At 35.1% G+C, this 22,640-nt stretch carries 19 protein-coding genes, 1 tRNA gene and 1 pseudogene; 18 read left to right on the top strand and 3 right to left on the bottom strand.

Going from position 1 to position 22,640, the window contains the following annotated elements; all coding sequences use genetic code 11:
* A partial coding sequence (locus ABWU86_RS05915; RefSeq protein ID WP_353321990.1) for a TCP-1/cpn60 chaperonin family protein occupies nt 1–341 on the top strand: 341 nt, incomplete at its 5' end.
* A 118-nt stretch (nt 342–459) separates the two neighbouring features.
* On the top strand, nt 460–1,557 hold the full coding sequence (locus ABWU86_RS05920) for a glycosyltransferase family 4 protein (protein WP_293793072.1): 1,098 nt from the start codon (nt 460–462) through the stop codon (nt 1,555–1,557).
* Nucleotides 1,558–1,576: 19 nt separating this feature from the next.
* Here ABWU86_RS05920 and ABWU86_RS05925 read toward each other — a convergent pair whose 3' ends face one another.
* Entirely contained in the window at nt 1,577–2,227 is a 651-nt protein-coding gene (locus ABWU86_RS05925; protein ID WP_293793069.1) for a YigZ family protein, read from the bottom strand.
* Nucleotides 2,228–2,271: 44 nt separating this feature from the next.
* On the opposite strand from ABWU86_RS05925, the gene ABWU86_RS05930 reads away from it, so the two are divergent.
* The 16 genes from ABWU86_RS05930 to whiA all read left to right on the top strand — a co-directional run bounded on the left by ABWU86_RS05930 (nt 2,272) and on the right by whiA (nt 21,636).
* On the top strand, nt 2,272–3,603 hold the full coding sequence (locus ABWU86_RS05930) for a DEAD/DEAH box helicase (protein WP_353321993.1): 1,332 nt from the start codon (nt 2,272–2,274) through the stop codon (nt 3,601–3,603).
* Nucleotides 3,596–4,273, top strand: a complete 678-nt coding sequence (locus ABWU86_RS05935; RefSeq protein ID WP_353321995.1) for a ComF family protein — start codon at nt 3,596–3,598, stop codon at nt 4,271–4,273. The genes ABWU86_RS05930 and ABWU86_RS05935 overlap by 8 nt, the downstream gene beginning before the upstream one ends.
* 150 nt (nt 4,274–4,423) lie before the next feature.
* Nucleotides 4,424–6,787, top strand: coding sequence for a preprotein translocase subunit SecA (secA, locus tag ABWU86_RS05940; RefSeq protein ID WP_293793062.1), 2,364 nt, complete (start codon nt 4,424–4,426; stop codon nt 6,785–6,787).
* 56 nt (nt 6,788–6,843) lie between these two features.
* A protein-coding gene (gene prfB / locus ABWU86_RS05945; RefSeq protein ID WP_293793060.1) for a peptide chain release factor 2 occupies nt 6,844–7,960 on the top strand; the annotation gives its coding sequence in 2 pieces (ribosomal slippage) (nt 6,844–6,915 and nt 6,917–7,960; 1,116 coding nt in all).
* Between the two features lie 14 nt (nt 7,961–7,974).
* Complete coding sequence (locus ABWU86_RS05950; RefSeq protein WP_353321998.1) at nt 7,975–9,129, top strand: PDZ domain-containing protein; 1,155 nt, start codon at nt 7,975–7,977, stop codon at nt 9,127–9,129.
* Between the two features lie 64 nt (nt 9,130–9,193).
* A complete protein-coding gene (locus ABWU86_RS05955) occupies nt 9,194–9,442 on the top strand; it encodes a PspC domain-containing protein (protein ID WP_293793054.1) in 249 nt (82 codons plus the stop codon).
* Between the two features lie 9 nt (nt 9,443–9,451).
* Nucleotides 9,452–9,787, top strand: coding sequence for a phage holin family protein (locus ABWU86_RS05960; protein WP_293793051.1), 336 nt, complete (start codon nt 9,452–9,454; stop codon nt 9,785–9,787).
* Between the two features lie 62 nt (nt 9,788–9,849).
* On the top strand, nt 9,850–10,788 hold the full coding sequence (gene hprK / locus ABWU86_RS05965; RefSeq protein ID WP_293793049.1) for an HPr(Ser) kinase/phosphatase: 939 nt from the start codon (nt 9,850–9,852) through the stop codon (nt 10,786–10,788).
* A gap of 25 nt (nt 10,789–10,813) precedes the next feature.
* On the top strand, nt 10,814–11,638 hold the full coding sequence (gene lgt / locus ABWU86_RS05970) for a prolipoprotein diacylglyceryl transferase (protein WP_353322001.1): 825 nt from the start codon (nt 10,814–10,816) through the stop codon (nt 11,636–11,638).
* A gap of 19 nt (nt 11,639–11,657) precedes the next feature.
* Nucleotides 11,658–12,674, top strand: coding sequence for an NAD(P)H-dependent glycerol-3-phosphate dehydrogenase (locus ABWU86_RS05975; RefSeq protein ID WP_293793045.1), 1,017 nt, complete (start codon nt 11,658–11,660; stop codon nt 12,672–12,674).
* Nucleotides 12,675–12,695: 21 nt separating this feature from the next.
* Entirely contained in the window at nt 12,696–13,568 is an 873-nt protein-coding gene (gene galU / locus ABWU86_RS05980; protein WP_293793043.1) for a UTP--glucose-1-phosphate uridylyltransferase GalU, read from the top strand.
* Between the two features lie 83 nt (nt 13,569–13,651).
* Entirely contained in the window at nt 13,652–14,572 is a 921-nt protein-coding gene (gene trxB / locus ABWU86_RS05985) for a thioredoxin-disulfide reductase (RefSeq protein ID WP_293793215.1), read from the top strand.
* A gap of 153 nt (nt 14,573–14,725) precedes the next feature.
* Nucleotides 14,726–16,735, top strand: coding sequence for an excinuclease ABC subunit UvrB (uvrB, locus tag ABWU86_RS05990; RefSeq protein ID WP_435370535.1), 2,010 nt, complete (start codon nt 14,726–14,728; stop codon nt 16,733–16,735).
* 12 nt (nt 16,736–16,747) lie between these two features.
* Nucleotides 16,748–19,609 (top strand): excinuclease ABC subunit UvrA, encoded by a 2,862-nt coding sequence (gene uvrA, locus ABWU86_RS05995; protein ID WP_293793041.1) that lies wholly within the window; start codon nt 16,748–16,750, stop codon nt 19,607–19,609.
* A gap of 105 nt (nt 19,610–19,714) precedes the next feature.
* Nucleotides 19,715–20,689, top strand: a complete 975-nt coding sequence (locus tag ABWU86_RS06000) for a gluconeogenesis factor YvcK family protein (RefSeq protein ID WP_293793039.1) — start codon at nt 19,715–19,717, stop codon at nt 20,687–20,689.
* Between the two features lie 11 nt (nt 20,690–20,700).
* Complete coding sequence (gene whiA, locus ABWU86_RS06005; RefSeq protein ID WP_293793037.1) at nt 20,701–21,636, top strand: DNA-binding protein WhiA; 936 nt, start codon at nt 20,701–20,703, stop codon at nt 21,634–21,636.
* 35 nt (nt 21,637–21,671) lie between these two features.
* Here whiA and clpP read toward each other — a convergent pair.
* Nucleotides 21,672–22,268: pseudogene (clpP, locus tag ABWU86_RS06010) on the bottom strand (ATP-dependent Clp endopeptidase proteolytic subunit ClpP); the annotation flags it as partial.
* A 95-nt stretch (nt 22,269–22,363) separates the two neighbouring features.
* A tRNA-Arg gene (locus ABWU86_RS06015) sits at nt 22,364–22,435 on the bottom strand.
* Nucleotides 22,436–22,640: the final 205 nt, after the last annotated feature.

The following is a 22,640-nucleotide window of genomic DNA, read 5'->3' on the forward strand; positions in this document are numbered from 1 at the left end:
AAGAAATTCCTGCTGAAGGCGATGAAAAGACAGGGGTTAACATTGTACTTCGTGCATTAGAAGCTCCAGTTAGACAAATTGCTCACAACGCCGGAATTGATGGTTCAATTGTTGTTGAACACCTAAAGGGTGAACCAATGGGTGTAGGTTACAATGCTGCTACTGGTGAATATGAAGACATGGTTAAAGCTGGGGTTGTTGATCCAACCAAAGTTTCAAGATCAGCTCTTCAAAACGCCGCTTCAGTATCTGCTTTACTATTAACTACAGAAGCTGTTGTTGCTAAACTACCAGAAGAAAACAAAGATCCAATGAACCCTGGTATGAACCCAATGATGTAATAAAAAAAGGATTCCATTTGGAATCCTTTTTTTTGTATGATTTTTGGTTTTTCTTGTTTTTATTCTGTGACATTTGTATAATTTACTAATAGTAATAAGAAACGAAAGGAAAGCTATTATGCTAAAATTTGAAATCATCGTTTGTCTATTTGCGACAATGTTGATGTCAGCTGTGATTACACCGTTTATCAGAAAACTGGCATTTAGATGGGGCGCAATAGATAGTCCAAATAAGCGAAGAATGAATAAGATTCCAATGCCAACATTAGGAGGATTAGCAATCTTTGCTGCATACACGATTGCCACAATGTTTCTCTTAAGAAAACAAATGCCAACGCAACAATTGTATGGGATGTTTGCAGGACAATTAATCATTATTATCACTGGTGTGATTGATGACATTATTGTCTTAAAACCTAGACAAAAAGTATTTGGGATTAGTTTGGCTGCTGTCGTGGTATTCTTCTTTGGAAATATTCAAATGAGTAGTGTATCACTACCATTTATTGGAACATTTGGGCTTGGCTGGTTTAGTTTACCAATCACTTGGATTTGGATTCTAGCGATTACTAATGCGGTTAACTTAATCGATGGTTTAGATGGGTTAGCAACCGGAGTAGCTGTGATTGCCCTTACGACAATGGGAATTACTGGGTTCTTTTTCTTGAACGTCGGCAACGTGTACGTATCAATTATGATTTTTGCATTAGTAGCTGCTTGTTTAGGATTTTTACCATATAATTTCTTCCCTGCACGGATATATTTAGGAGACACCGGTTCACTATTTATTGGATTTATGATTTCAATCTTTTCGTTAAACGGATTAAAAAATGCGACTTTCATTACTGTTATCATTCCAGTAATTATTTTAGGGGTACCAATTACTGATACCATTTATGCTATTTTACGTCGTATGTTAAACAAGCAACCAATTATGCACGCTGATAAAAGACATTTGCATCACCGTCTAATGCAAATTGGTTTGACACATCGTCAAACCGTCTTAATTATCTATGGAATTGCATTAATCTTCTCATTTATTTCTTTATTGTATCCAATTTCAAATATCTTAGGTTCGATTCTACTAACCATTGCCACATTAATTGGGCTAGAACTGTTCGTGGAATCAATTGGATTAGCTGGACAAGATCGTCAGCCATTATTGAACTTTATCAAAAAAATAGTTAAAGAAAATACAAGTAAAGATAACCACTAAAAAAAGATTGACCGTTGGGTCAATCTTTTTTGTATGGATCAAAGTCGATTTCAAAATATTTTTCAGCGCCATCAGTCATTTCGACACGGCCATTTAATAGTTCAACAACACTAGCTTTAAATGAATCGATACGATCGTTATCAACGGCGACCACAATTGATACCTTATCAGTATAAATTGTATCAATAATGTTTTCATTGTTTTCTTCTAGTTGATAATTGAGTGAATCAAATGATTTGTAATCAACTGAAATCGTAATTTCTGTTTGAAGAACTTTTTTGACAACGCCGACATGTTCAATTGCTTGGGTTGTTGCATTACTATATGCACGAATTAATCCACCAGCACCTAACTTGATGCCACCAAAGTATCTGGTAACCACGGCAGCAACGTTATGAACGCCGATGTTTTTAATTGCTTCTAGGATAGGAACACCTGCAGTTCCTGAGGGTTCTCCATTATCACTGGCACGTTGGATAGAATCATCTAAACCTAAAACATAGGCGTGACAGTTATGCGTTGCTTTTTTATGTTCATCTTTAACTTGATTAATAAAGCTAATGGCTTCTTCTTCTGTTTCAACACGTGCAATTGAGCATATAAATTGAGATTTTTTAATATCAATTTCATTGATACCATCTTGCTTAATGGTTAAATAGTCATTTTCCAAGTTGTTTTCACCTCTGTTTAGCGTATTTAAGATTGGTGATTAATATGATCGAAAATTATAATGAATTATTTGGCAGACTGGTTGGTGAAAAAGATGTCCCCAGCGAAATTAAATCCGCACAAAATATCAAAAAAATGGTTCCTATTAAGGTTACCAAGAACGAGATTTATTGTAAACGATGTGGCCATAAAACATCAAAAAATGAATCACAATTACCTAATGATAATTTTTATTGTCCCAATTGCATTAACCTGGGACGAATGACCCTAAAAGAACCACTGTGTTTTATTGAAGAGCCAAATCTTTTCTCACATCAAGGAAAGATTTTAACATGGGATGGAAAACTAACTAAGGAACAAGAAAAATGCTCCAATCAGATTATTGAAGTGATTAATAATAATCAGACACATCTGCTATGGGCAGTTACAGGAGCGGGGAAAACCGAAATGTTATTTAAAGGAATCGCTCAAGCAATTAAAGATAATAAGCGTGTCTGTATTGCTTCACCACGAGTCGATGTTTGTGTTGAATTATTTCCACGAATCCAAGATGCTTTTAAAAACATTTCAGTGGTGTTGTTACATGGGAAAAGTAGTCAAAGTTATTTTTACAGTCAATTAACGATTTGTACAACGCACCAACTGTTGCGGTTTTATCACGCGTTTGACGTTATTATTATCGATGAGGTGGACTCTTTTCCGTTTGTGAATGATGAGTCACTCCATTTTGCTGTTGATAATGCGGTTAAAGATAAGAGTGCCAAACTATATTTAACTGCTACGCCCACCGCAGAGATGATTAAAAAGATAAAACGAAAACAAATTTCAGCTAGTTATTTACCAATTAGATTTCATCGCCATCTTCTGCCAGAAGCAACGATTAAGTATGTTAATGATTGGCGAAAGTTAATGAAAAAGCATAAATTACCGTCTCTATTGTTAAACAAAATCAAACAAAAAATCAAAAAGCGGCAACGATTTTTGTTATTCATTCCTAAGATAGATGATTTACCGGTAATAAGTGAAATATTAGCCACTCAGTATGACTCATCACTTTGGCATACCGTTTATTCCAGTGATGAATTACGAATGGAAAAAGTCAATGACATGCGGACTGAAAAAGTGCTGTTTTTAATTACTACGACCATTTTAGAAAGAGGGGTTACGTTTCCGGGAATAGATGTAATCGTTTTAGGGGCTGACGATGAAGTGTTTACGATGTCGTCATTGGTGCAAATTGCTGGAAGAGTGGGACGTAAAAAGGATCGACCAACGGGGGAAGTTTTATTTATCGTTGATGACAAAACCAAACCAGTGAACAATGCAATGAAACAAATTAAGTATATGAATAGGTTGGCGAAAAAATTAAATGAATAAATGTATTTTATGTGGTCAAAAAATTACTTTTCAAATATCGATTTCGTTTTTATTGAGTCTAAAGCCGATAAAATATAAACCGCTTTGTGATAAATGTGAAACCCAATTTGAAAGAATAAACCAGGAAATAATTTGTCAGCAATGTGGCAGGGAAATGGAAGTGGCTGGAATTTGTGATGATTGCGTTAAGTGGCAAAATGTTGGTAATAAATTAATTAATCGTGCGGTATATAAATACAATGATGCAATGAAAGAATATATGCATCGATATAAATTTTGCGGTGACTATAATTTACGCAAATCGTTTACAGATGAATTTTGCAGTCATATTGATACTAAAAAGATAATTGTCCCCATTCCAGTTAGTGAAGAAACCTTGGCTGAACGGGGCTTTAACCAGGTGATCGGTTTATTGGCAGAAACAAAAATTGTTGAAGCATTGATCATTAATCAAGAAAGTAAAACAAGACAATCATCATTAAATCGAAAACAAAGGCTTAAGGCATCGCAAGTATTCGAAATTAATGATAATATGAAAGATGTAATTAAAGATAAGGAAATAATAATCATCGATGACATTTATACGACTGGAACCACTATGCATCATGCTGCTCAAGTACTCCAAAAAAATGGAGTCAAGAGTGTGCAGGGTCTTACTTTATGTCGATAATGGATAAAATTTCATTAAATAGTAAGAAAAAATATAAAGAATTCACCAATCTAATTTTAAAAATGATAATTAAATGTTAAAATAAGATAGAATATATTTATTAAGACGAATAAAACTTTAAAAACTAATTCATGGAAGGAAAATTGATTAATGGCTAACATTTTAAAAAAATGGGTCGAAAGCGATAAAAGAGAAGTCAAAAGACTTAGCAAACTTGCTGACAAAGTTGAATCATACGCAGATGATTTTAAGAAACTAAGCGACGACGAACTAAAAGCTAAGACCACTGAATTTCAACAACGTTACCAAGATGGTGAAACTCTTGATGACTTATTACCAGAAGCATTTGCTGCTGTACGTGAAGGGGCAAGTCGTGTTCTTGGTTTAACACCATTCCATGTACAAATTATGGGTGGAATTGTTTTACATGAAGGTAACATTTCAGAAATGAAAACCGGTGAAGGTAAAACACTTACTGCCACAATGCCTGTTTACTTAAATGCTATTTCAGGTAAAGGTGTTCACGTTATCACTGTTAACGAATATTTATCACAACGTGATGCTGAACAAATGGGAGAATTATACAACTGGATGGGACTTTCTGTAGGCGTCAACTTAACAGACAAGAGCCCTGAAGAAAAACGAGAAGCATACAATGCTGATATCACTTACTCAACTAATAGTGAAATTGGTTTTGATTACTTACGTGATAACATGGTTGTTTACAAAGAAGATATGGTTCAAAGACCATTGAACTTTGCTATCGTCGATGAAGTAGATTCTATTTTAATTGATGAAGCTAGAACACCATTGATTATTTCTGGTCAATCAAAAGGTTCATCAGAACTATACATGCAAGCTGATCAATTCGCTAAGACTCTTAAAGAAGACGATGATTTCAAGATTGATTTGGAATCAAAGACTGTTGCTTTAAATGATCAAGGTATTGAAAAAGCTGAAAAGTACTTTAACCTAAAGAACTTATACGATACTGACAACACTGCTTTAACTCACCATTTAGACGAAGCACTACGTGCCAACTACATCATGCTTAAAGATAAGGATTACGTTGTATCTGATGATGAAGTATTAATCGTTGATTCATTTACAGGTCGTATCATGGACGGTCGTCGTTTCTCTGATGGTTTACACCAAGCTATTGAAGCTAAAGAAGGAGTAACCATTCAAGAAGAAAGTAAGACAATGGCCAACATTACTTACCAAAACTTATTCAGAATGTACAGTAAGTTAGCTGGTATGACTGGTACTGCTAAGACTGAAATTGATGAATTTAGAGAAATCTATAACATGGATGTTATCTCAATTCCAACTAACAGACCGGTAGCCAGAGTTGATGAACCTGACTTACTATACCCAACACTACAATCAAAATTTGATGCAGTAGTAGATGAAATTAAGAAGTTACATGAAAAAGGTCAACCAATTCTAATTGGTACAGTTGCCGTTGAAACTTCAGAATACATTTCACAACGTCTAAATGATGCTGGAATTCACCACGAAGTATTGAACGCTAAGAATCATGCTAAAGAAGCTGAAATTGTTGCTAATGCTGGTCAAAAGGGTGCCGTTACGATCGCCACTAATATGGCCGGACGTGGTACTGATATTAAATTAGGACCGGGCGTCGTTGAATTAGGCGGTCTAGCTGTTATTGGTACTGAAAGACATGAATCTAGACGTATTGATAACCAATTACGTGGACGTTCTGGACGTCAAGGTGACCCAGGTCTATCACAATTCTACTTATCACTAGAAGATGACTTAATGCGTCGTTTCGGTTCTGATAAGATTAAAGGATTCTTAGACAGAATGAAGGTTGATGGTGAATCAGCCGTAATTAAGAGTCGCTTAATTACAAAACAAGTTGAATCAGCTCAAAAACGTGTTGAAGGTAACAACTACGATTCTAGAAAACAAGTTCTACAATATGATGATGTTATGAGACAACAACGTAATGTTATCTATGATGAAAGAAACAAAGTTATTACTGAAGACACATCACTAGATTGGGTTGTTAAGCCAATGATTAAGAGAACAATCAATAGAATTGTTAACTTACACACCCAAGGTGATCAAAAAGACTGGGATTTAGATACAATTTTAGATTTCGCTGTTAGTGCATTGGTAAATCCAGATGCAATTTCTAAGTCAGATTTAGAAGGTAAGTCTGCTCAAGAAATCAAAGATTACTTAATCAACCTATCTGAACAAGTATACATTGAAAAGAGAGATCAATTATACGACCCACAACAAATGCTTGAATTTGAAAAGGTTGTTGTATTAAGAGTTGTTGACTCTCATTGGACTGACCATATTGATGAAATGGATCAATTGAGACAATCAATTGGTTTAAGAGGATACGGTCAATTAAATCCACTAGTTGAATATCAACGTGAAGGTTATCAAATGTTTGAAGAAATGATCTCAGATATTGATTACGATACCACTAGATTGTTCATGAAAGCTGAAATCAGACAAAACATCGAAAGATAATAAAAAAGCGAAGATGGACATTAGTTCTCTTCGTTTTTTTAGTAAGGAGCATAAGAATGGAAATAGCAGATGCTAGAAATGAAATAAGCTCAATTCAAAAAGCCATCCAAGGCTTTAGGGGGTCTCTTTGACCTAGATTCGCTACAAGCTAGTATTGAGATAAATGAATCTAAGATGGCCGAACCAGGTTTTTGGGATAATCCGGACGAATCTCAAACATTGATTAATGAAACGAATCGATTAAAGAAAAAATATGATAATTTTAATGCATTAAATTCTGAAGTTGAGGAATTAGAGTTAACTTTAGAAATGATTGAAGAAGAACCAGATCCATCATTAATTGATGAATTTGAATCTTCGTTAGTAGATACTAAAGCTCATTTAGAAAAGTATCGTTTAGGGATGCTTTTAAATGGTAAATATGATGCCAATAATGCGATTTTGGAAATTCACCCTGGAGCGGGTGGGACAGAATCTCATGACTGGGGCATGATGTTATTTAGAATGTATACCAGATGGGCTGACCAAAATGGTTTCAAGTTAGAAACCCTAAACTATCAAGCTGGTGAAGTTGCCGGAATTGATACCGCCACGATTTTAGTAAGCGGCGAAAATGCTTATGGATATTTAAAATCTGAAAAAGGTGTGCATCGTTTAGTTAGAATTTCTCCTTTTGATTCTGCCGGAAGAAGACATACTTCTTTCGCTTCAGTTGATGTAATGCCAGAATTAGACGACTCTGTAGACGTTGAAATTAATCCATCTGATTTAAGAGTTGATGTTTATAGAGCCAGTGGTGCTGGTGGACAACACGTTAATAAGACTTCTTCAGCTGTGCGTATCACGCATGAACCAACTGGGATTGTCGTTGCCAGTCAGGCACAACGTTCACAATTGCAAAATAGAGAAACAGCTATGAACATGTTGAAGTCAAAATTATATGAACTAGAAGAAGAAAAGAAAGAACAACAAAAGGCTCAATTAGAAGGTGAACAAAAAGAAATTGGTTGGGGATCTCAAATTAGATCATACGTATTCCACCCATATTCAATGGTAAAAGATCATCGTACTAATTATGAAACAGCTAAAGCACAAGATGTAATGGACGGGGATTTAAATCCATTTATTAATGCCTTTTTACAATGGAAGTTGAGTAAAAACAATCCAAATTAGACAGGGGAATATACATGAGCGAAATACTGACAGTTTTATTGATTCTAATTCAACCAGTTTTATGGTTGGGAATCTTAAGAAACTATATTATCTATAGAAAACGTTTAACAAAACAAAGACGCGACTTTAACACATCAATTTATGCCAATAACTATGAAATTAAACATTTTTGGCTTAGTTTTATATTATTAGGAATTGTCGGAAGTGCGATTTCAATCATCTTAGGAGTATACCTACCAGTTACTTGGATCGTAGTATACCAATTACTATTAATCGTCAATTTAATTTTAATTCCAGGACAATTTTTGAACTTGATTACCTTTGGAATTGCAACCGCAATTACCTGGTTGATTTATCAAGTTAAGTTCTTTAACGGAGTTGATACTTTCGGGATTAATATTCAATCAACAGACTTCGGCAACGTGTTGCTTTTATTAACAATCGTGATTTTATTAATGGCTTTATACAGCCGCTTTGTGCTAGGTAACTATGCGAATCCACAAATTTTTAAGAACCAAAGAGGTAACAAAGTTGCTGGATATTTGACTAAAGAATTTACAATTCTTCCATTATTAGTATTAATTCCGGGAGACCAAATTCAACAAGTGATGCATTGGTGGCCAGTATTCGGCTACGGAGATCATAAATTTAGCTTACTGATTTTACCAGTGATGTTGGGAATGAGAATCACCATCTTCAAGTCATTGCCAAAAGCCTTTTTCAAAATTATGGCTAAAAAAATCGGTTGGTTAGTAGTAGTAGGTGTTATTTTATCAGGAGTGACATATTACTTTAAAAATGTGGAAAACATCGCATTATACTCTATCGCTGGATTAATTGTTTTATACATTATTACTGTTTTAATGATTAAAAGAAGTGATAGCAAACAAGATACCTGGTTCTCTGATGCAGTAAACGGACTAAGAGTTATTTCAATTCGTCCTGATACTCCCGCAGAAAAGATGGGTGTGCAAATTGGTGATTTAATCGTTGAAGTTAACAATATCAAAATTAATTCAGAAGATGAATTTTATAAAGCAATATTAACATCACCAACATTCTGTCGTTTGAAAGTATTGAATAGGGAAGACAGAATCAAAATTATGGAAAGTGCAATTTATAGCGACTCACCAAATGAATTAGGGGTCGTTTTGATTAAGGAAAAATAACCTTAAGGTTCATTTAATGAACTTTCGCTAAAATGCCAATTATAGTAACGAAGGGGAATTTAAGATGAATAAAATTTATCGTTCACAAACCAACAAATTATTAACAGGAACATTAGGTGGAATTGCTGAATACTTCAACATCAATGCACAAATTATTAGAATTCTTTTCGTAATTCTTTCAATTTGGCCTGGTCATTTAATCTTCGGATTATTGGCTTACGTTGTTTGTTTAGTTTTCATTCCAAGTAAAGACAATGATCAAAACAGTGGTCGTCGTAATTTAACAGACGTGGATGAATACGATCATAAATAGGAGGATGCAATGAGAATATTAGGAAGAATCTTAATTAATACATTATTATTTATGGCAATTGCTGGTTTCTTTCAAGGTAGTTTCTATGTAGCAAGTATCACCACCGCATTAATTGCTGCAGTGGTATTAGCGGTATTAAATGCGCTAGTAAAACCAGTGCTATTTATATTATCATTGCCAATTAACATTATTACATTAGGACTATTTAGTATTGTTTTAAATGGAATTATGTTGGAAATAACATCTGCTGTAGTTGGAAGTAATTTCCATTTTGCATCATTTGGAATGGCAATAATCGCTGCATTGATTATGTCGATTTGTAATATTATTTTGTCAGACTACTAATTAATTATGAAATGCATCTAATAACATGATAAAATTAACTTATCAGAACTGGAGGTAAAATCATGGCTTATAGTGTAACGGTTGCAGACCTAGTCGAGAATACCCATCTAGATATTTTTTATGGTGAAGAATACCTAGATCGTCCAATTACCACTAGTGATATTTCTCGTCCTGGTTTGGAATTAACAGGATACTTTAATTACTATCCTGCAAAGAGAATTCAATTATTGGGAATTACTGAAACTTCATATGCAAAGGGTATGGATAGTAATGAGCTGTTTGAGGTCATGAAAAAAATGTGTTTACCAGAAACACCTGCCTTTGTGGTTTCAACCCAATTAGATCCACCTGATGAATTAATCAGAGCTGCCAAGAATCAACACATTCCAGTATTAGGTTCAAAGCTTACTACTTCAAGAGTTTTGAGTAACATGACTAACTTCTTAGAAGGTAAACTAGCTGAAAGAAAATCTATCCATGGAGTTTTAATTGACGTTTATGGATTAGGGGTCTTAATGACTGGAGACTCTGGTATTGGTAAGAGTGAAACAGCCCTAGAACTTGTAAAACGTGGACATCGACTAATTGCTGATGACCGAGTAGAAGTTTACCAACAAGATGAACAAACATTGATTGGACAAGCACCAACAATTTTACGTCACTTATTGGAAATTAGAGGAATCGGAATTATCGATGTGATGAACTTATTTGGTGCTGGTGCCGTTCGTTCACAAACCAAAGTTGATTTAATCGTTCATTTGGAAAATTGGTCTGATGATGCTCCATATGACAGATTAGGTAATGGTGACGAAACTAGAAGAATCTTTGATGTTGACGTTCAAAGAGTTAGCATCCCTGTTAAAACAGGTCGTAACCTAGCCATCATCATTGAAGCTGCTGCCATGAACTATCGTGCTAAAAAGATGGGATATGACGCAACTAAAGTCTTTGATGACAACTTAAATAACTTAATTAAAGAAAACTCAGGAAACAAGAAATAAAATCTTTCCAGGGAAGTGAAAAGTAATGCATTCAATCGCATTAAATCCGATTGCGTTTAACTTAGGACCAGTTGCGGTTCATTGGTACGGAATCTTTATCGCCTCCGCTGTATTAATTGCGGTCTTTTTATCTGTTAAAGAAGGTCGCAAGCGCGGAATTGATCCAGATAATATATATGACATGATTTTATGGGCACTTCCAGTGGCCATTATCTGTGCTCGTATTTATTACGTGGTTTTCCAATGGCCATATTACAGCCAACATTTAAATGAAATCATTAAAATTTGGGACGGTGGAATTGCTATCTACGGAGCGCTAATCGGTGCTGCAGTGGTAGTTTATCTATACTGTCGTAGTAAGTTAATCTCTGTTTGGGCGATCTTAGATGTAATCGCACCAACAGTAATTATGGGTCAAGGAATCGGTAGATGGGGTAACTTTATGAACCAAGAAGCTTTTGGTAACATTACAAGCTTAGCGTTCCTTAAGTCACTACACTTACCAACGTTCATAATTAATCAAATGTATATTCAAGGCTTTTATCGCCAACCTACATTTTTGTATGAATCATTATGGGATTTATTAGGATTCGTATTATTAATGAATCTTCGTCACATTAACAAGTTTTTCAAACGTGGTGAAGTGGTTTTATCTTACATCATCTGGTACTCATTCGGTCGATTCTTCGTAGAAGGGATGAGAACTGATAGCTTGATGCTATTCGGTGGCATTAGAGTATCTCAAATGTTATCAATTGTGCTATTTATTGGGGCAATTGCATTGATGATTTATCGTCGTAAAAAAGAAGCTGACTTACCATATTATTTAGATGGTAGTAAGTTGGTTTAACAATTAAGGAGTAATTAGAATGACAGAAAAAATTGCAGTTTTAGGAGCAGGTTCATGGGGAAGCATGCTTGCAACTATTTTAGTAGAAAATGGTAATGAAGTACGTTTGTGGTCATACAAACAAGCTCAAGTTGATGAATTAAACAATCAACACACAAATGAAAAATACATTAAAGATTTTACATATCCGAAAGAATTAGTTGCTTATGGTGATATGAAAGAAGCCATCAGAGGTGTAGACGATATTTTATTCGTTGTTCCAGCTCAAGTAACTAGAAATACTGCTAAACAAGTTAACGAAATTCTAGAAGAACTAGACATGTCAGTTAACATCATTCATGGTAGTAAAGGAATCGAACAAAAAACATATAAGCGAATGTCTGAAGTGCTATCAGAAGAAATCGATCCAAAGCATCGTAAATCTGTTTCAGTTATTTCAGGACCTAGTCAAGCAGAATCAGTTGCTAAACACGATATTACTTTAGTTACTACAGCTTCAGAAAACATTAAAGATGCTGAACACATCCAATCATTATTCATCAATGAATATTTCAGAGTTTACACAAACGATGACATTATCGGTGTTGAAATTGGAGCGGCTTTGAAGAACATCATCGCAATCGGTGCCGGAGCATTATATGGTTTAGGCTATGCTGATAACGCCAAAGCTGCGCTAATGACTCGTGGTTTAGCTGAAATTTCACGTTTAGGAACTTCATTTGGTGCTAACCCATTAACATTTACTGGTCTTTCAGGATTTGGTGATGTGATTGTTACTGCCACAAGTAGTGACTCAAGAAACTGGCGTGCTGGATACCAATTAGGTAAAGGTGAAACACTAGATGATATTGTTAAGAACATGGGAATGGTAATCGAAGGAATTGCTACAGCTGAAGCTGCTTATGAATTAGCAGCTCAACGTGGTATTGATATGCCAATCACATCAGCAATCTACAAAGTGCTACACAACCAATTAACAATTGATGATGCAATTAAACAATTAATGAACCGTAAAGGTCGAGAAGAATTAGACTAATCGATATAGGAGTTTATAAAGATGAAAAAGATTAAAAAGGCAATCATTCCAGCTGCTGGATTAGGAACTAGATTCTTACCAGAAACTAAGGCAATGCCAAAAGAAATGTTACCAGTAGTTGATAAACCAGCAATTCAACTAATCGTTGAAGAAGCAATTGAATCAGGAATCACTGATATCCTAATCATTATCGGTAAAGGCAAACGTGCCATCGAAGATCATTTTGATTCAAACACTGAACTAGAATTAAACCTCGAAAGTAAAGGTAAAAAGGAAATGTTAGAAGCAGTTAAGAAAACTAATGGCTTAAACATTTACTTTAAACGTCAAGAACATCCAAATGGTTTAGGGGATGCTGTATATACTGCCAAGAGTTTTGTTGGCGATGATCCTTTTGTTATCATGTTAGGTGATGACTTAATGGAAGATAAAACACCATTAACTAAGCAATTAATTGATAGTTACGAAGAAACAGGTTCTTCAACTTTAGCTGTTATGAGAGTGCCTCATGAAGATACTTCAAAGTACGGTGTAATTAACCCAGCTAAAGAAGTTAAAGATGGCCTATACGACGTTGTTAACTTCGTTGAAAAACCAAATCCTGAAGACGCACCTAGTGATTTAGCGATTATCGGTCGTTACTTATTAACTCCTGAAATCTTTGATATTTTGGAAAACACTAAGCCAGGTAAAGGTAATGAAGTTCAATTAACTGATGCTATTGATACATTAAATAAAGATGGTAAAGTTTACGCTCACGAATTCAAAGGTGACCGTTTCGATACTGGTAACAAGTTCGGTTGGCTACAAACCAACATTGAATTTGGACTACAACATCCAGAAGTTGCAGACCAATTGAAAGAATACATTAAAGATTTAGCTAAGAAACTTTAAAATTAGTTTGTGTGCTAATTAATGGACAAATCTATCATATGATAGTAAAGTATCATTTATTGAATATATGAAAGGGGAAGTTAATTATGGAAAAATATGACGTAATTGTTATTGGTGCTGGACCTGGTGGAATGACATCCGCACTATATGCTTCTCGTGCTAATTTATCAGTTTTAATGATTGATCGTGGTATCTACGGTGGTCAAATGAACAACACAGCTGAAATTGAAAACTATCCTGGATTCAAATCCATTTTAGGACCAGATTTAGCTAAGAATATGTACGAAAGCTCAACTAACTTTGGCGCCAAGTATGAATACGGAACTGTTGAATCAATTGAAGACAAGGGTAATTCAAAGATTGTTAACACCGACCAAGGTAGTTACGAAACAAGTTCTGTTATCATTGGTACTGGTTCACAATACCGTAAACTAGGCGTGCCTGGTGAAGATGAATACGGTGGAAGAGGAGTTTCTTACTGTGCCGTATGTGATGGTGCCTTCTTCAAGAACCGTGAAGTCGTAGTTGTCGGTGGTGGAGATTCAGCTATTTCTGAAGCACTTTACCTTGCTGGTTTAGCTTCGAAAGTAACTGTTATTCACCGTCGTGATCAACTTCGTGCACAAAAAGTTATTCAAGACCGTGCATTTGCTAATGACAAAATTGAATTCATTTGGGACACTAATGTAACTGAAGTTATCGGAGATGACATGAAAGTTACTGGTGTAAAAACTGTAAACAACAAGACTAACGAAGAAAGCGTTGTTGACGCTTCTGGTGTATTTATTTATGTTGGTAACAACCCAATGACTGAAGCATTTGCGAACCTAAACATCACTGATGAAAAAGGTTGGATTAAGACTAACGAAAGAATGGAAACTGATATTGATGGTGTGTTTGCCATTGGAGACGTTCGTCAAAAAGAATTAAGACAAGTAACTACTGCCGTTGGAGACGGTGGAATTGCTGGTCAAAACGCATTTGAATACGTTTCATCATTATAAAAAGTAATCAAAAAGACTGGTTTTAATACCAGTCTTTTTTTACTCTTAAAAAGGAGAACATTAGTTTTAGAAAGTTTGTTCGTATGTTAAAATATTATTAAATATGAATGAAAAGGGTCGAAAACCCTACGAGTGAACAAAGGAGGACTTTGTTTGGAAATCCAACGCGAAAATAATAATAAATTTGAATTAGTATCAAAATATAAACCTACTGGTGATCAACCAGAGGCTATTAGTCAATTAACCAAGGGGATTGAAGATGGACAAAAGCAACAAATCCTATTAGGGGCTACGGGTACAGGGAAGACCTTTACGATTTCTAATGTGATTAAAAATGTGAATAAACCAACGTTGATTTTATCGCATAATAAAACATTAGCGGGTCAACTATATAGTGAATTTAAAGAGTTCTTTCCTAATAACGCAGTTGAATACTTCGTTAGTTATTATGATTACTACCAACCAGAAGCATATGTACCTTCAAGTGATACCTATATTGAAAAGGATTCTTCAATCAATGATGAAATCGATAAACTACGCCATGCCGCAACTAACTCATTACTAACTAGAAATGACGTTATCATTGTTGCATCTGTTTCATCCATTTTTGGATTAGGAAGTCCTAAAGAATACTACAAACATACGATTGCACTAAATGTGGGTCAACAAATCGAGCGAGATGAATTACTAAGAAGACTAGTTGAAATCCAATTTGATCGAAATGATATTGATTTTCAGCGTGGTCGATTTAGGGTTCATGGAGATGTTGTTGATATTTTTCCTGCTTCGGGAGACCAACACGCGTTTAGAATTGAATTCTTTGGTGATGAGATTGATTCTATTAAAGAAATCGACACATTAACCGGTGAATTTATTGGTAAAAAAGACAATATTATTATCTTCCCAGCAACCCACTTTTTGACTGATGATCAAAACATGGATCATGCATTAAAAGGAATTAAGGAAGAAATGATAGAACAAGTTGCCGAATTTGAAAAAGAAGGTAAATTGCTAGAAGCGCAACGATTAAAACAACGTACTACTTATGATATTGAAATGATGGCAGAAATGGGATATACCAACGGAATTGAAAATTATTCCAGATATATGGATAATCGAAAACCGGGTGAAGCACCTTATACGCTATTAGATTTCTTCCCAGATGATTACTTGTTAGTAGTCGATGAATCACATCAAACATTGCCACAGGTAGGTGGGATGTACAACGGTGATAAAGCTAGAAAAGAGCGTTTAATTGAGTACGGTTTTAGATTGCCTAGTGCTCTTGATAATAGACCGCTAAAGATGCCCGAATTTAAAGAACGTGTTAATCAAGCAATTTATATGTCTGCGACGCCAGGACCACGTGAATTGGAAGAGACACCTGAAAAGAACATTGTTCAACAAATTATTCGACCAACTGGTTTGTTAGATCCAACGGTAGAAGTGCGTCCAATTATGGGACAAATGGATGACTTAGTTGGTGAAATTAACGATCGAATCGAAAAGAACGAACGTGTTTTTGTTACGACTTTAACCAAGAAAATGTCTGAAGATTTAACTGATTACTTGAAAGACCTAGGGATTAAAGTGGCATACTTACATTCAGATGTTAAGACACTGGAAAGAACTAAAATAATTAGAGATTTACGACTAGGTAAATATGATGTTTTAGTTGGAATTAACTTGTTAAGAGAAGGAATTGACGTTCCTGAAGTTTCACTAGTTGCTATCTTAGATGCCGATAAAGAAGGATTCCTAAGAAATGAACGTTCATTGATTCAAACGATTGGACGTGCTGCCAGAAATGAAAATGGGGCAGTTATTATGTACGCTGACTATGTAACTGATTCAATGCAAAAAGCAATCGATGAAACTGCCAGAAGACGTAGCATTCAACAAGAATACAATAAAGAACATCAAATTACGCCACATACAATTAAGAAACCAATTCGTGACTTAATTAGTTATGGTAATAAAGATGATAATGATAAAGAAGATCATTCATTTATCGAATCTGATTTCCAAAAACTAACCAAGAAAGATCAAAAACAAATGATCGAAACATTAACCAAGGAAATGAAACAAGCAGCCGCAAAACTAGATTTCGAAAAAGCTGCTGCATTGCGTGATACGGTGATGGATTTAAAGAGTCAGATGTAAGGAGGAAACAAGGTGCAAAACGATAAGATTGTTATTAAAGGTGCCCGTGCACATAACTTAAAGGATATTAGCGTTTCAATTCCTAAAAACAAACTAACAGTAATGACCGGGTTGTCAGGTTCTGGAAAGAGTTCTTTGGCATTTGATACTTTATATGCAGAAGGACAACGTCGATACGTGGAAAGTCTTTCCTCATACGCTCGTCAATTTTTAGGCCAAATGGATAAACCAGATGTCGACTCGATTGAAGGATTAAGTCCAGCGATTGCGATTGACCAAAAGACAACTTCGAAAAATCCTCGTTCAACGGTTGGAACAGTTACTGAAATCAATGATTACTTTAGATTGTTGTGGGCACGAGTTGGAACTCCAATTTGTCCTAATGACGGAACTAAGATTACTAGACAATCGATTGATCAAATGATGGATGCGGTTCTAGCCTTACCCGAAAGAACTAAGATGCAAATTTTGTCACCTGTTGTTAGGGAACAGCGTGGTCAACACAAGAAGATCATCGAAAAAATTAAGCGTGAAGGTTTTGTCCGTTATCGTGTTGATGGCGAAGTGCACGAAATCGAAGATGATATTGAATTAGATAAGAATAAACACCACAACATTGAAATTGTGGTGGATAGAATTATCGTTAAAGATGGCATTAAATCAAGATTATCTGACTCACTAGAAACCGCATTACGTTTAAGTGAAGGATATGCGATTGCGGATTTAATGGGTGCAGGGGAAAATCTAATTTTCTCAGAACATTATGCTTGTCCACTTTGTGGGTTCACTGTTAGTGAACTAGAACCAAGACTATTTTCATTCAATTCACCAATTGGGGCATGTCCAAGTTGTGATGGTTTAGGGATGAAACTAGAAGTGGATGAATCTCTAATCATTCCAGATACCTCTAAAACGCTAAATGAAGGGGCAATTGAGCCTTGGAACCCAATTAGTTCTAAATACTACCCAAGCATGTTAGAGCAAGCGTGTGAACAATTTGGTATCGATATGGATACTCCATTTAATAAGTTACCGAAAAAACAACGTGACATAATTATGTACGGATCAAATGGGAAAAAATTTCATTTTCATTTTGATAGTACTAATGGTTTTGGTGGCATTAAGGATACTGATGCTGAATTTGAAGGGGTTGTAAATAACATTGACCGTCGTTATCACGGTACCAATAGTGATTTTACAAGAGACCAAATGCGTCAATATATGACAGAGTTAACATGTCAAACTTGTCATGGTTACAGACTGAATGAAGAAGCATTAAGTGTTAAAGTTGATGATTTAAATATTAGTGAAGCAACTGATTTAGATGTGATTAAAGAATTGAATTTCTTCACCGATTTACATTTTGGTGAAAAAGATAGCGTTGTTGCTAAACCAATTCTAAAAGAAATTATTGATCGTCTAACTTTCTTAAAGAATGTTGGACTAGATTATTTAACTTTATCTAGAACTGCAGGAACCCTTTCTGGTGGGGAATCACAAAGAATTAGATTAGCAACGCAAATTGGTTCCAATCTTTCTGGAGTCCTATATGTGTTAGATGAACCATCAATTGGGTTACATCAAAGAGATAATGACCGACTAATTTCTTCACTAAAGGCAATGCGTGATTTGGGGAATACTTTAGTTGTGGTTGAACACGGTGAAGATACGCAAAGATCAGCAGATTATATTGTTGATATTGGACCTGGTGCAGGAACTAATGGTGGTAACGTGATGGCAGCTGGAACACCGGAAGAAGTGGCTCAAAATGATAATTCATTAACTGGTCAATATCTATCTGGTAAAAAGTTTGTGCCAGTGCCATTAAAACGCCGTAAGGGTAATGGTAAAAAGATTAAGGTCACTGGAGCTAGTGAAAATAATCTAAAAGACGTTACTGCTGAAATTCCATTGGGTGAATTTAATGTTGTTACCGGAGTTTCTGGTTCAGGTAAATCAACATTAATTAATCGAATTGTGAAGAGAGCAATCGCACAAAAGATTAACCATAATTCTGAAAAGCCAGGTAAGTATAAGAGTATCTCTGGTTACAAAAATATTGATAAGCTTATTAATATCGACCAAAGCCCAATCGGAAGAACGCCAAGAAGTAATCCGGCAACTTACACCGGTGTCTTTGACGATATCAGAACATTATTCGCTGAAACCAACGAAGCGAAGCTAAGAGGATATCAAAAGGGTCGTTTTAGTTTTAATGTTAAGGGTGGACGTTGTGAAACCTGTCATGGGGATGGAATTCTAAAAATTGAAATGAACTTCCTACCAGATGTATACGTACCATGTGAAGTTTGTCATGGTAAACGATACAATGCTGAAACACTTGAAGTACAATACAAAGGGAAAAATATTTCTGATGTATTAGACATGACAGTCGATCAAGCGTTGGAATTCTTCTCTGCAATTCCAAAGATTACTAGAAAATTAGAAACCATTGATGAAGTAGGATTAGGCTATGTTCAATTAGGCCAATCAGCAACCACTTTATCTGGTGGGGAAGCACAACGAATGAAGTTAGCTTCTGAACTATATAAGAAATCAGCTGGTAATAATCTATACATTTTAGATGAACCAACAATTGGATTGCATACTGATGACATTAACCGTTTACTAGTTGTTTTGCATGAATTAGTGGATCAAGGCAACACCGTTTTAATTATTGAACATAATTTAGATGTGATTAAAACAGCTGACCACATTATTGATTTAGGACCTGAAGGTGGAGATGGTGGTGGAACCATTATTGCAACTGGAACTCCTGAAGAAGTGGTGGAAGTTGCTGATAGTTATACCGGTCAATATTTAAAACCAGTCTTAGAACGTGATACTAAGCGAACTAAAGAAAGTCAAAAATAAAAAGGTGCTTTTTAGCACCTTTTTTATTGCTTAATAAATGACACACCCGGGTACGTGTGTTATAATTCTTGGGTTATCTTAAAAAGGAGAGGAGGGACCAGTCAAATGAGAACTTTAAAAAACGTCGTTGTGATTGGTGGCGGAACGGGTTTGCCAGTGGTCTTAAATAATTTAAAAGACAAAGATGTTAATATTACATCAATCGTAAATGTCTCTGATGACGGCGGTTCTTCTGGAAAACTAAGAAAAGCTGCTAACGTTGTCCCTCCTGGTGATATCAGAAATGTATTGGCATCACTTTCCAATTTACCGCAAACTGAACTAGATTTATTCCAGTATCGTTTTAACGATAATAATGACTTTTTATCAGGACACTCATTAGGAAATTTAATTATTACCGCAATGACTGAAATGAAGGGTGACATTAATGTCGCCGTTAAGCTATTAAGTCAAATGATGGACATCACTGGGAAAATATATCCTTCTACAAACCAAAAATTACAGCTCTGTGCTGAATTTAAAGATGGTTCGACTATGAAGGGTGAATATGAAATTACCTACGCTGATAAGCAAATAAATCGTGTTTGGGTGGAAACAGATGACCCCGATAACCCACCAGTAGCAAATCAAGAAGTGATTGATGCCATTTTAGAGGCTGATCAAATTGTATTAGGACCAGGAAGCTTATTTACAAGCATTCTACCTAATTTAATGATTTCAAATATTGGGGATGCGATTATAAAGTCAAAAGCACAAGTTGTGTATATATGTAATATCATGACGCAATTTGGCGAAACTGATAACTTTACCGATGCCAATCACGTTGAAGTCTTAAATAAACACATGAACAGCAATTTTATAGATGTTGTGATTGTTAATAAGACACCAGTTTTAGATAGTCAAATTGATCATCAAAGATTTAATGAAATATCTAGTCCAGTAGAACATGATGAGAATAGATTAGAAGAATTGGGATGCCAAGTGATTTACGACGATTTCTTATTATTAACTAATCGTGGGGCATTTCATAATGGAAAAAAAGTGGCTGATAAGTTAGTCGAATTAGTCACCAAAGAATAGGATGATGCAACATGTCATATGCTAGTGACGTAAAAAAAGAACTAACAACCTTAGAAGTGCATAAAAAGAATGCGAAGGCGGAATTGATGGCATTAATTCGTATGAACGGTTCAATTTCGCTTGCTAATCGTAAGATTATTCTAAATATTCAAACAGAAAATCCTGCCATAGCACGTCGAATTTACAAATTAATCTTAGAATTTTATAAGGTTGAAAGTAAGTTAGTTGTTAGAAAGAAAATGAAATTAAATAAAAATAATGTCTATGTTGTACGAATTGCTGATCAAGCACAAGCAATCTTGGATGACTTAGGGATTTTAGAAAATTTCCAAATCGTCGAAAGGGTTCCAGTCGAATTATTAAAAGACGATTCCCAAGTACGTTCTTATTTAAGAGGGGCGTTTTTAGCCAGTGGTTCTGTAAATAATCCGGAAACTTCTAGATATCATTTGGAAATATATTCATTGTATGAAGAACATAATGACATGATTTCTGAAATGATGAATAATTACGATTTAAACTCTCGAACAACCGATAGAAGAAGTGGATACATCACGTATTTGAAGGAAGCTGAAAAGATAGCTAACTTCTTACAATTAATTGGTGCCACTAATGCAATGCTTAAATTCGAAGATGTGCGAATTATGCGAGATATGCGTAATTCTGTTAATAGATTGGTAAATTGCGAAACTGCTAATATGAACAAGGTAGCGAATGCTTCAACTAAGCAATTAGCTAACATCAAGTTCATTGATGAAACGGTTGGTTTAGATCACTTACCAGAAAAATTATATGAAGTCGCAATGACTCGAATGAAAATGCCAGAGGTTAGTTTAAAAGAACTTAGCGAATCACTACCAAGTGGGAGTATTTCTAAGTCAGGAATTAACCACAGATTAAGAAAAATTAATGAGTTTGCTGACAAATTAAGAGAAGAAGCGATATAAAAAAGACTTAGCTGTCATAGCTAAGTCTTTTTTTATTATTTACGTTCAGAACTGTTAGTCATGATGCTATCAATTAAACCGTAGTCAACAGCTTCTTGAGCGCTTAAGTATTTATCACGTTCAGTATCTAGGTTAACTTTTTCAATTGATTGACCTGAGTTTTGAGCTAAGATTTCGTTAATCATCTTTCTAGTCTTCAAAATTGATTCCGCTGCAATAGCGATTTCAGTTTGTTGACCTTGGGCACCACCAGAAGGTTGGTGAATTAGAACTTCAGAGTGAGGTAAAGCAAAGCGCTTACCTTTGGCACCTGAAGATGCTAGCACACTGGCCATTGAAGCAGCCATACCCATAACGATGGTTTGAACATCAGCTTTGATGAATTGCATAGTATCGTAAATTGCCATACCTGCAGTTACCACACCACCTGGAGAGTTGATGTATAGGTAAATATCTTTTTCAGAATCTTGTGCATCAAGGAATAATAGTTGAGCAATAATGGTATTAGCCATGTTGTCTTCGATTGGACCTGATAGCATGATGATTCTGTCTTTTAATAATCTTGAGTAAATGTCATATGCACGTTCACCGCCTGATGATTGTTCAATGACAGTTGGGACTAAATTCATAGTGTTATCCTCCCTTACAGATAATTCATTTTTGAATTATTATAATTTTATATCAATGGTCAATTAAGGTCAAATGATTTAACTATAATAATTACTAGTGCATCTGGAGGGAATCGAACCCCCATTAAAAGAACCGGAATCTTTGGTGCTATCCATTACACTACAGATGCGTTTAAACAGGTTAAACTATAGCGGAATTGGCGTTAAAATTCAAGATAGTGAATGAGCTAATTGATTTGCAAACATAAAATAGCACTGATATACTAATGAAGTAGGATTAGACAACTACTTTAATAAAAATAACTATTCGTAATTATTTTTAAAATACTGAGCAAGTATTGTAGACTGATCAGTAAAAAAGTAGTAACATTTAAT

Origin of the sequence: Apilactobacillus pseudapinorum (assembly GCF_040369555.1) — a bacterium.
Classification (GTDB): Bacteria; Bacillota; Bacilli; order Lactobacillales; family Lactobacillaceae; genus Apilactobacillus.

What these genes read in the sequence shown, in the direction of transcription:
- lgt (WP_353322001.1), top strand. Translation starts at nt 10,814, where the DNA reads ATGCATTCAATCGCATTAAATCCGATTGCGTTTAACTTAGGACCAGTT.
- ABWU86_RS05930 (WP_353321993.1), top strand. Translation starts at nt 2,272, where the DNA reads ATGATCGAAAATTATAATGAATTATTTGGCAGACTGGTTGGTGAAAAA.
- ABWU86_RS05935 (WP_353321995.1), top strand. Translation starts at nt 3,596, where the DNA reads ATGAATAAATGTATTTTATGTGGTCAAAAAATTACTTTTCAAATATCG.
- ABWU86_RS05920 (WP_293793072.1), top strand. Translation starts at nt 460, where the DNA reads ATGCTAAAATTTGAAATCATCGTTTGTCTATTTGCGACAATGTTGATG.
- galU (WP_293793043.1), top strand. Translation starts at nt 12,696, where the DNA reads ATGAAAAAGATTAAAAAGGCAATCATTCCAGCTGCTGGATTAGGAACT.
- hprK (WP_293793049.1), top strand. Translation starts at nt 9,850, where the DNA reads ATGGCTTATAGTGTAACGGTTGCAGACCTAGTCGAGAATACCCATCTA.
- ABWU86_RS05960 (WP_293793051.1), top strand. Translation starts at nt 9,452, where the DNA reads ATGAGAATATTAGGAAGAATCTTAATTAATACATTATTATTTATGGCA.
- ABWU86_RS05955 (WP_293793054.1), top strand. Translation starts at nt 9,194, where the DNA reads ATGAATAAAATTTATCGTTCACAAACCAACAAATTATTAACAGGAACA.
- secA (WP_293793062.1), top strand. Translation starts at nt 4,424, where the DNA reads ATGGCTAACATTTTAAAAAAATGGGTCGAAAGCGATAAAAGAGAAGTC.
- ABWU86_RS05975 (WP_293793045.1), top strand. Translation starts at nt 11,658, where the DNA reads ATGACAGAAAAAATTGCAGTTTTAGGAGCAGGTTCATGGGGAAGCATG.
- ABWU86_RS05950 (WP_353321998.1), top strand. Translation starts at nt 7,975, where the DNA reads ATGAGCGAAATACTGACAGTTTTATTGATTCTAATTCAACCAGTTTTA.
- whiA (WP_293793037.1), top strand. Translation starts at nt 20,701, where the DNA reads ATGTCATATGCTAGTGACGTAAAAAAAGAACTAACAACCTTAGAAGTG.
- ABWU86_RS06000 (WP_293793039.1), top strand. Translation starts at nt 19,715, where the DNA reads ATGAGAACTTTAAAAAACGTCGTTGTGATTGGTGGCGGAACGGGTTTG.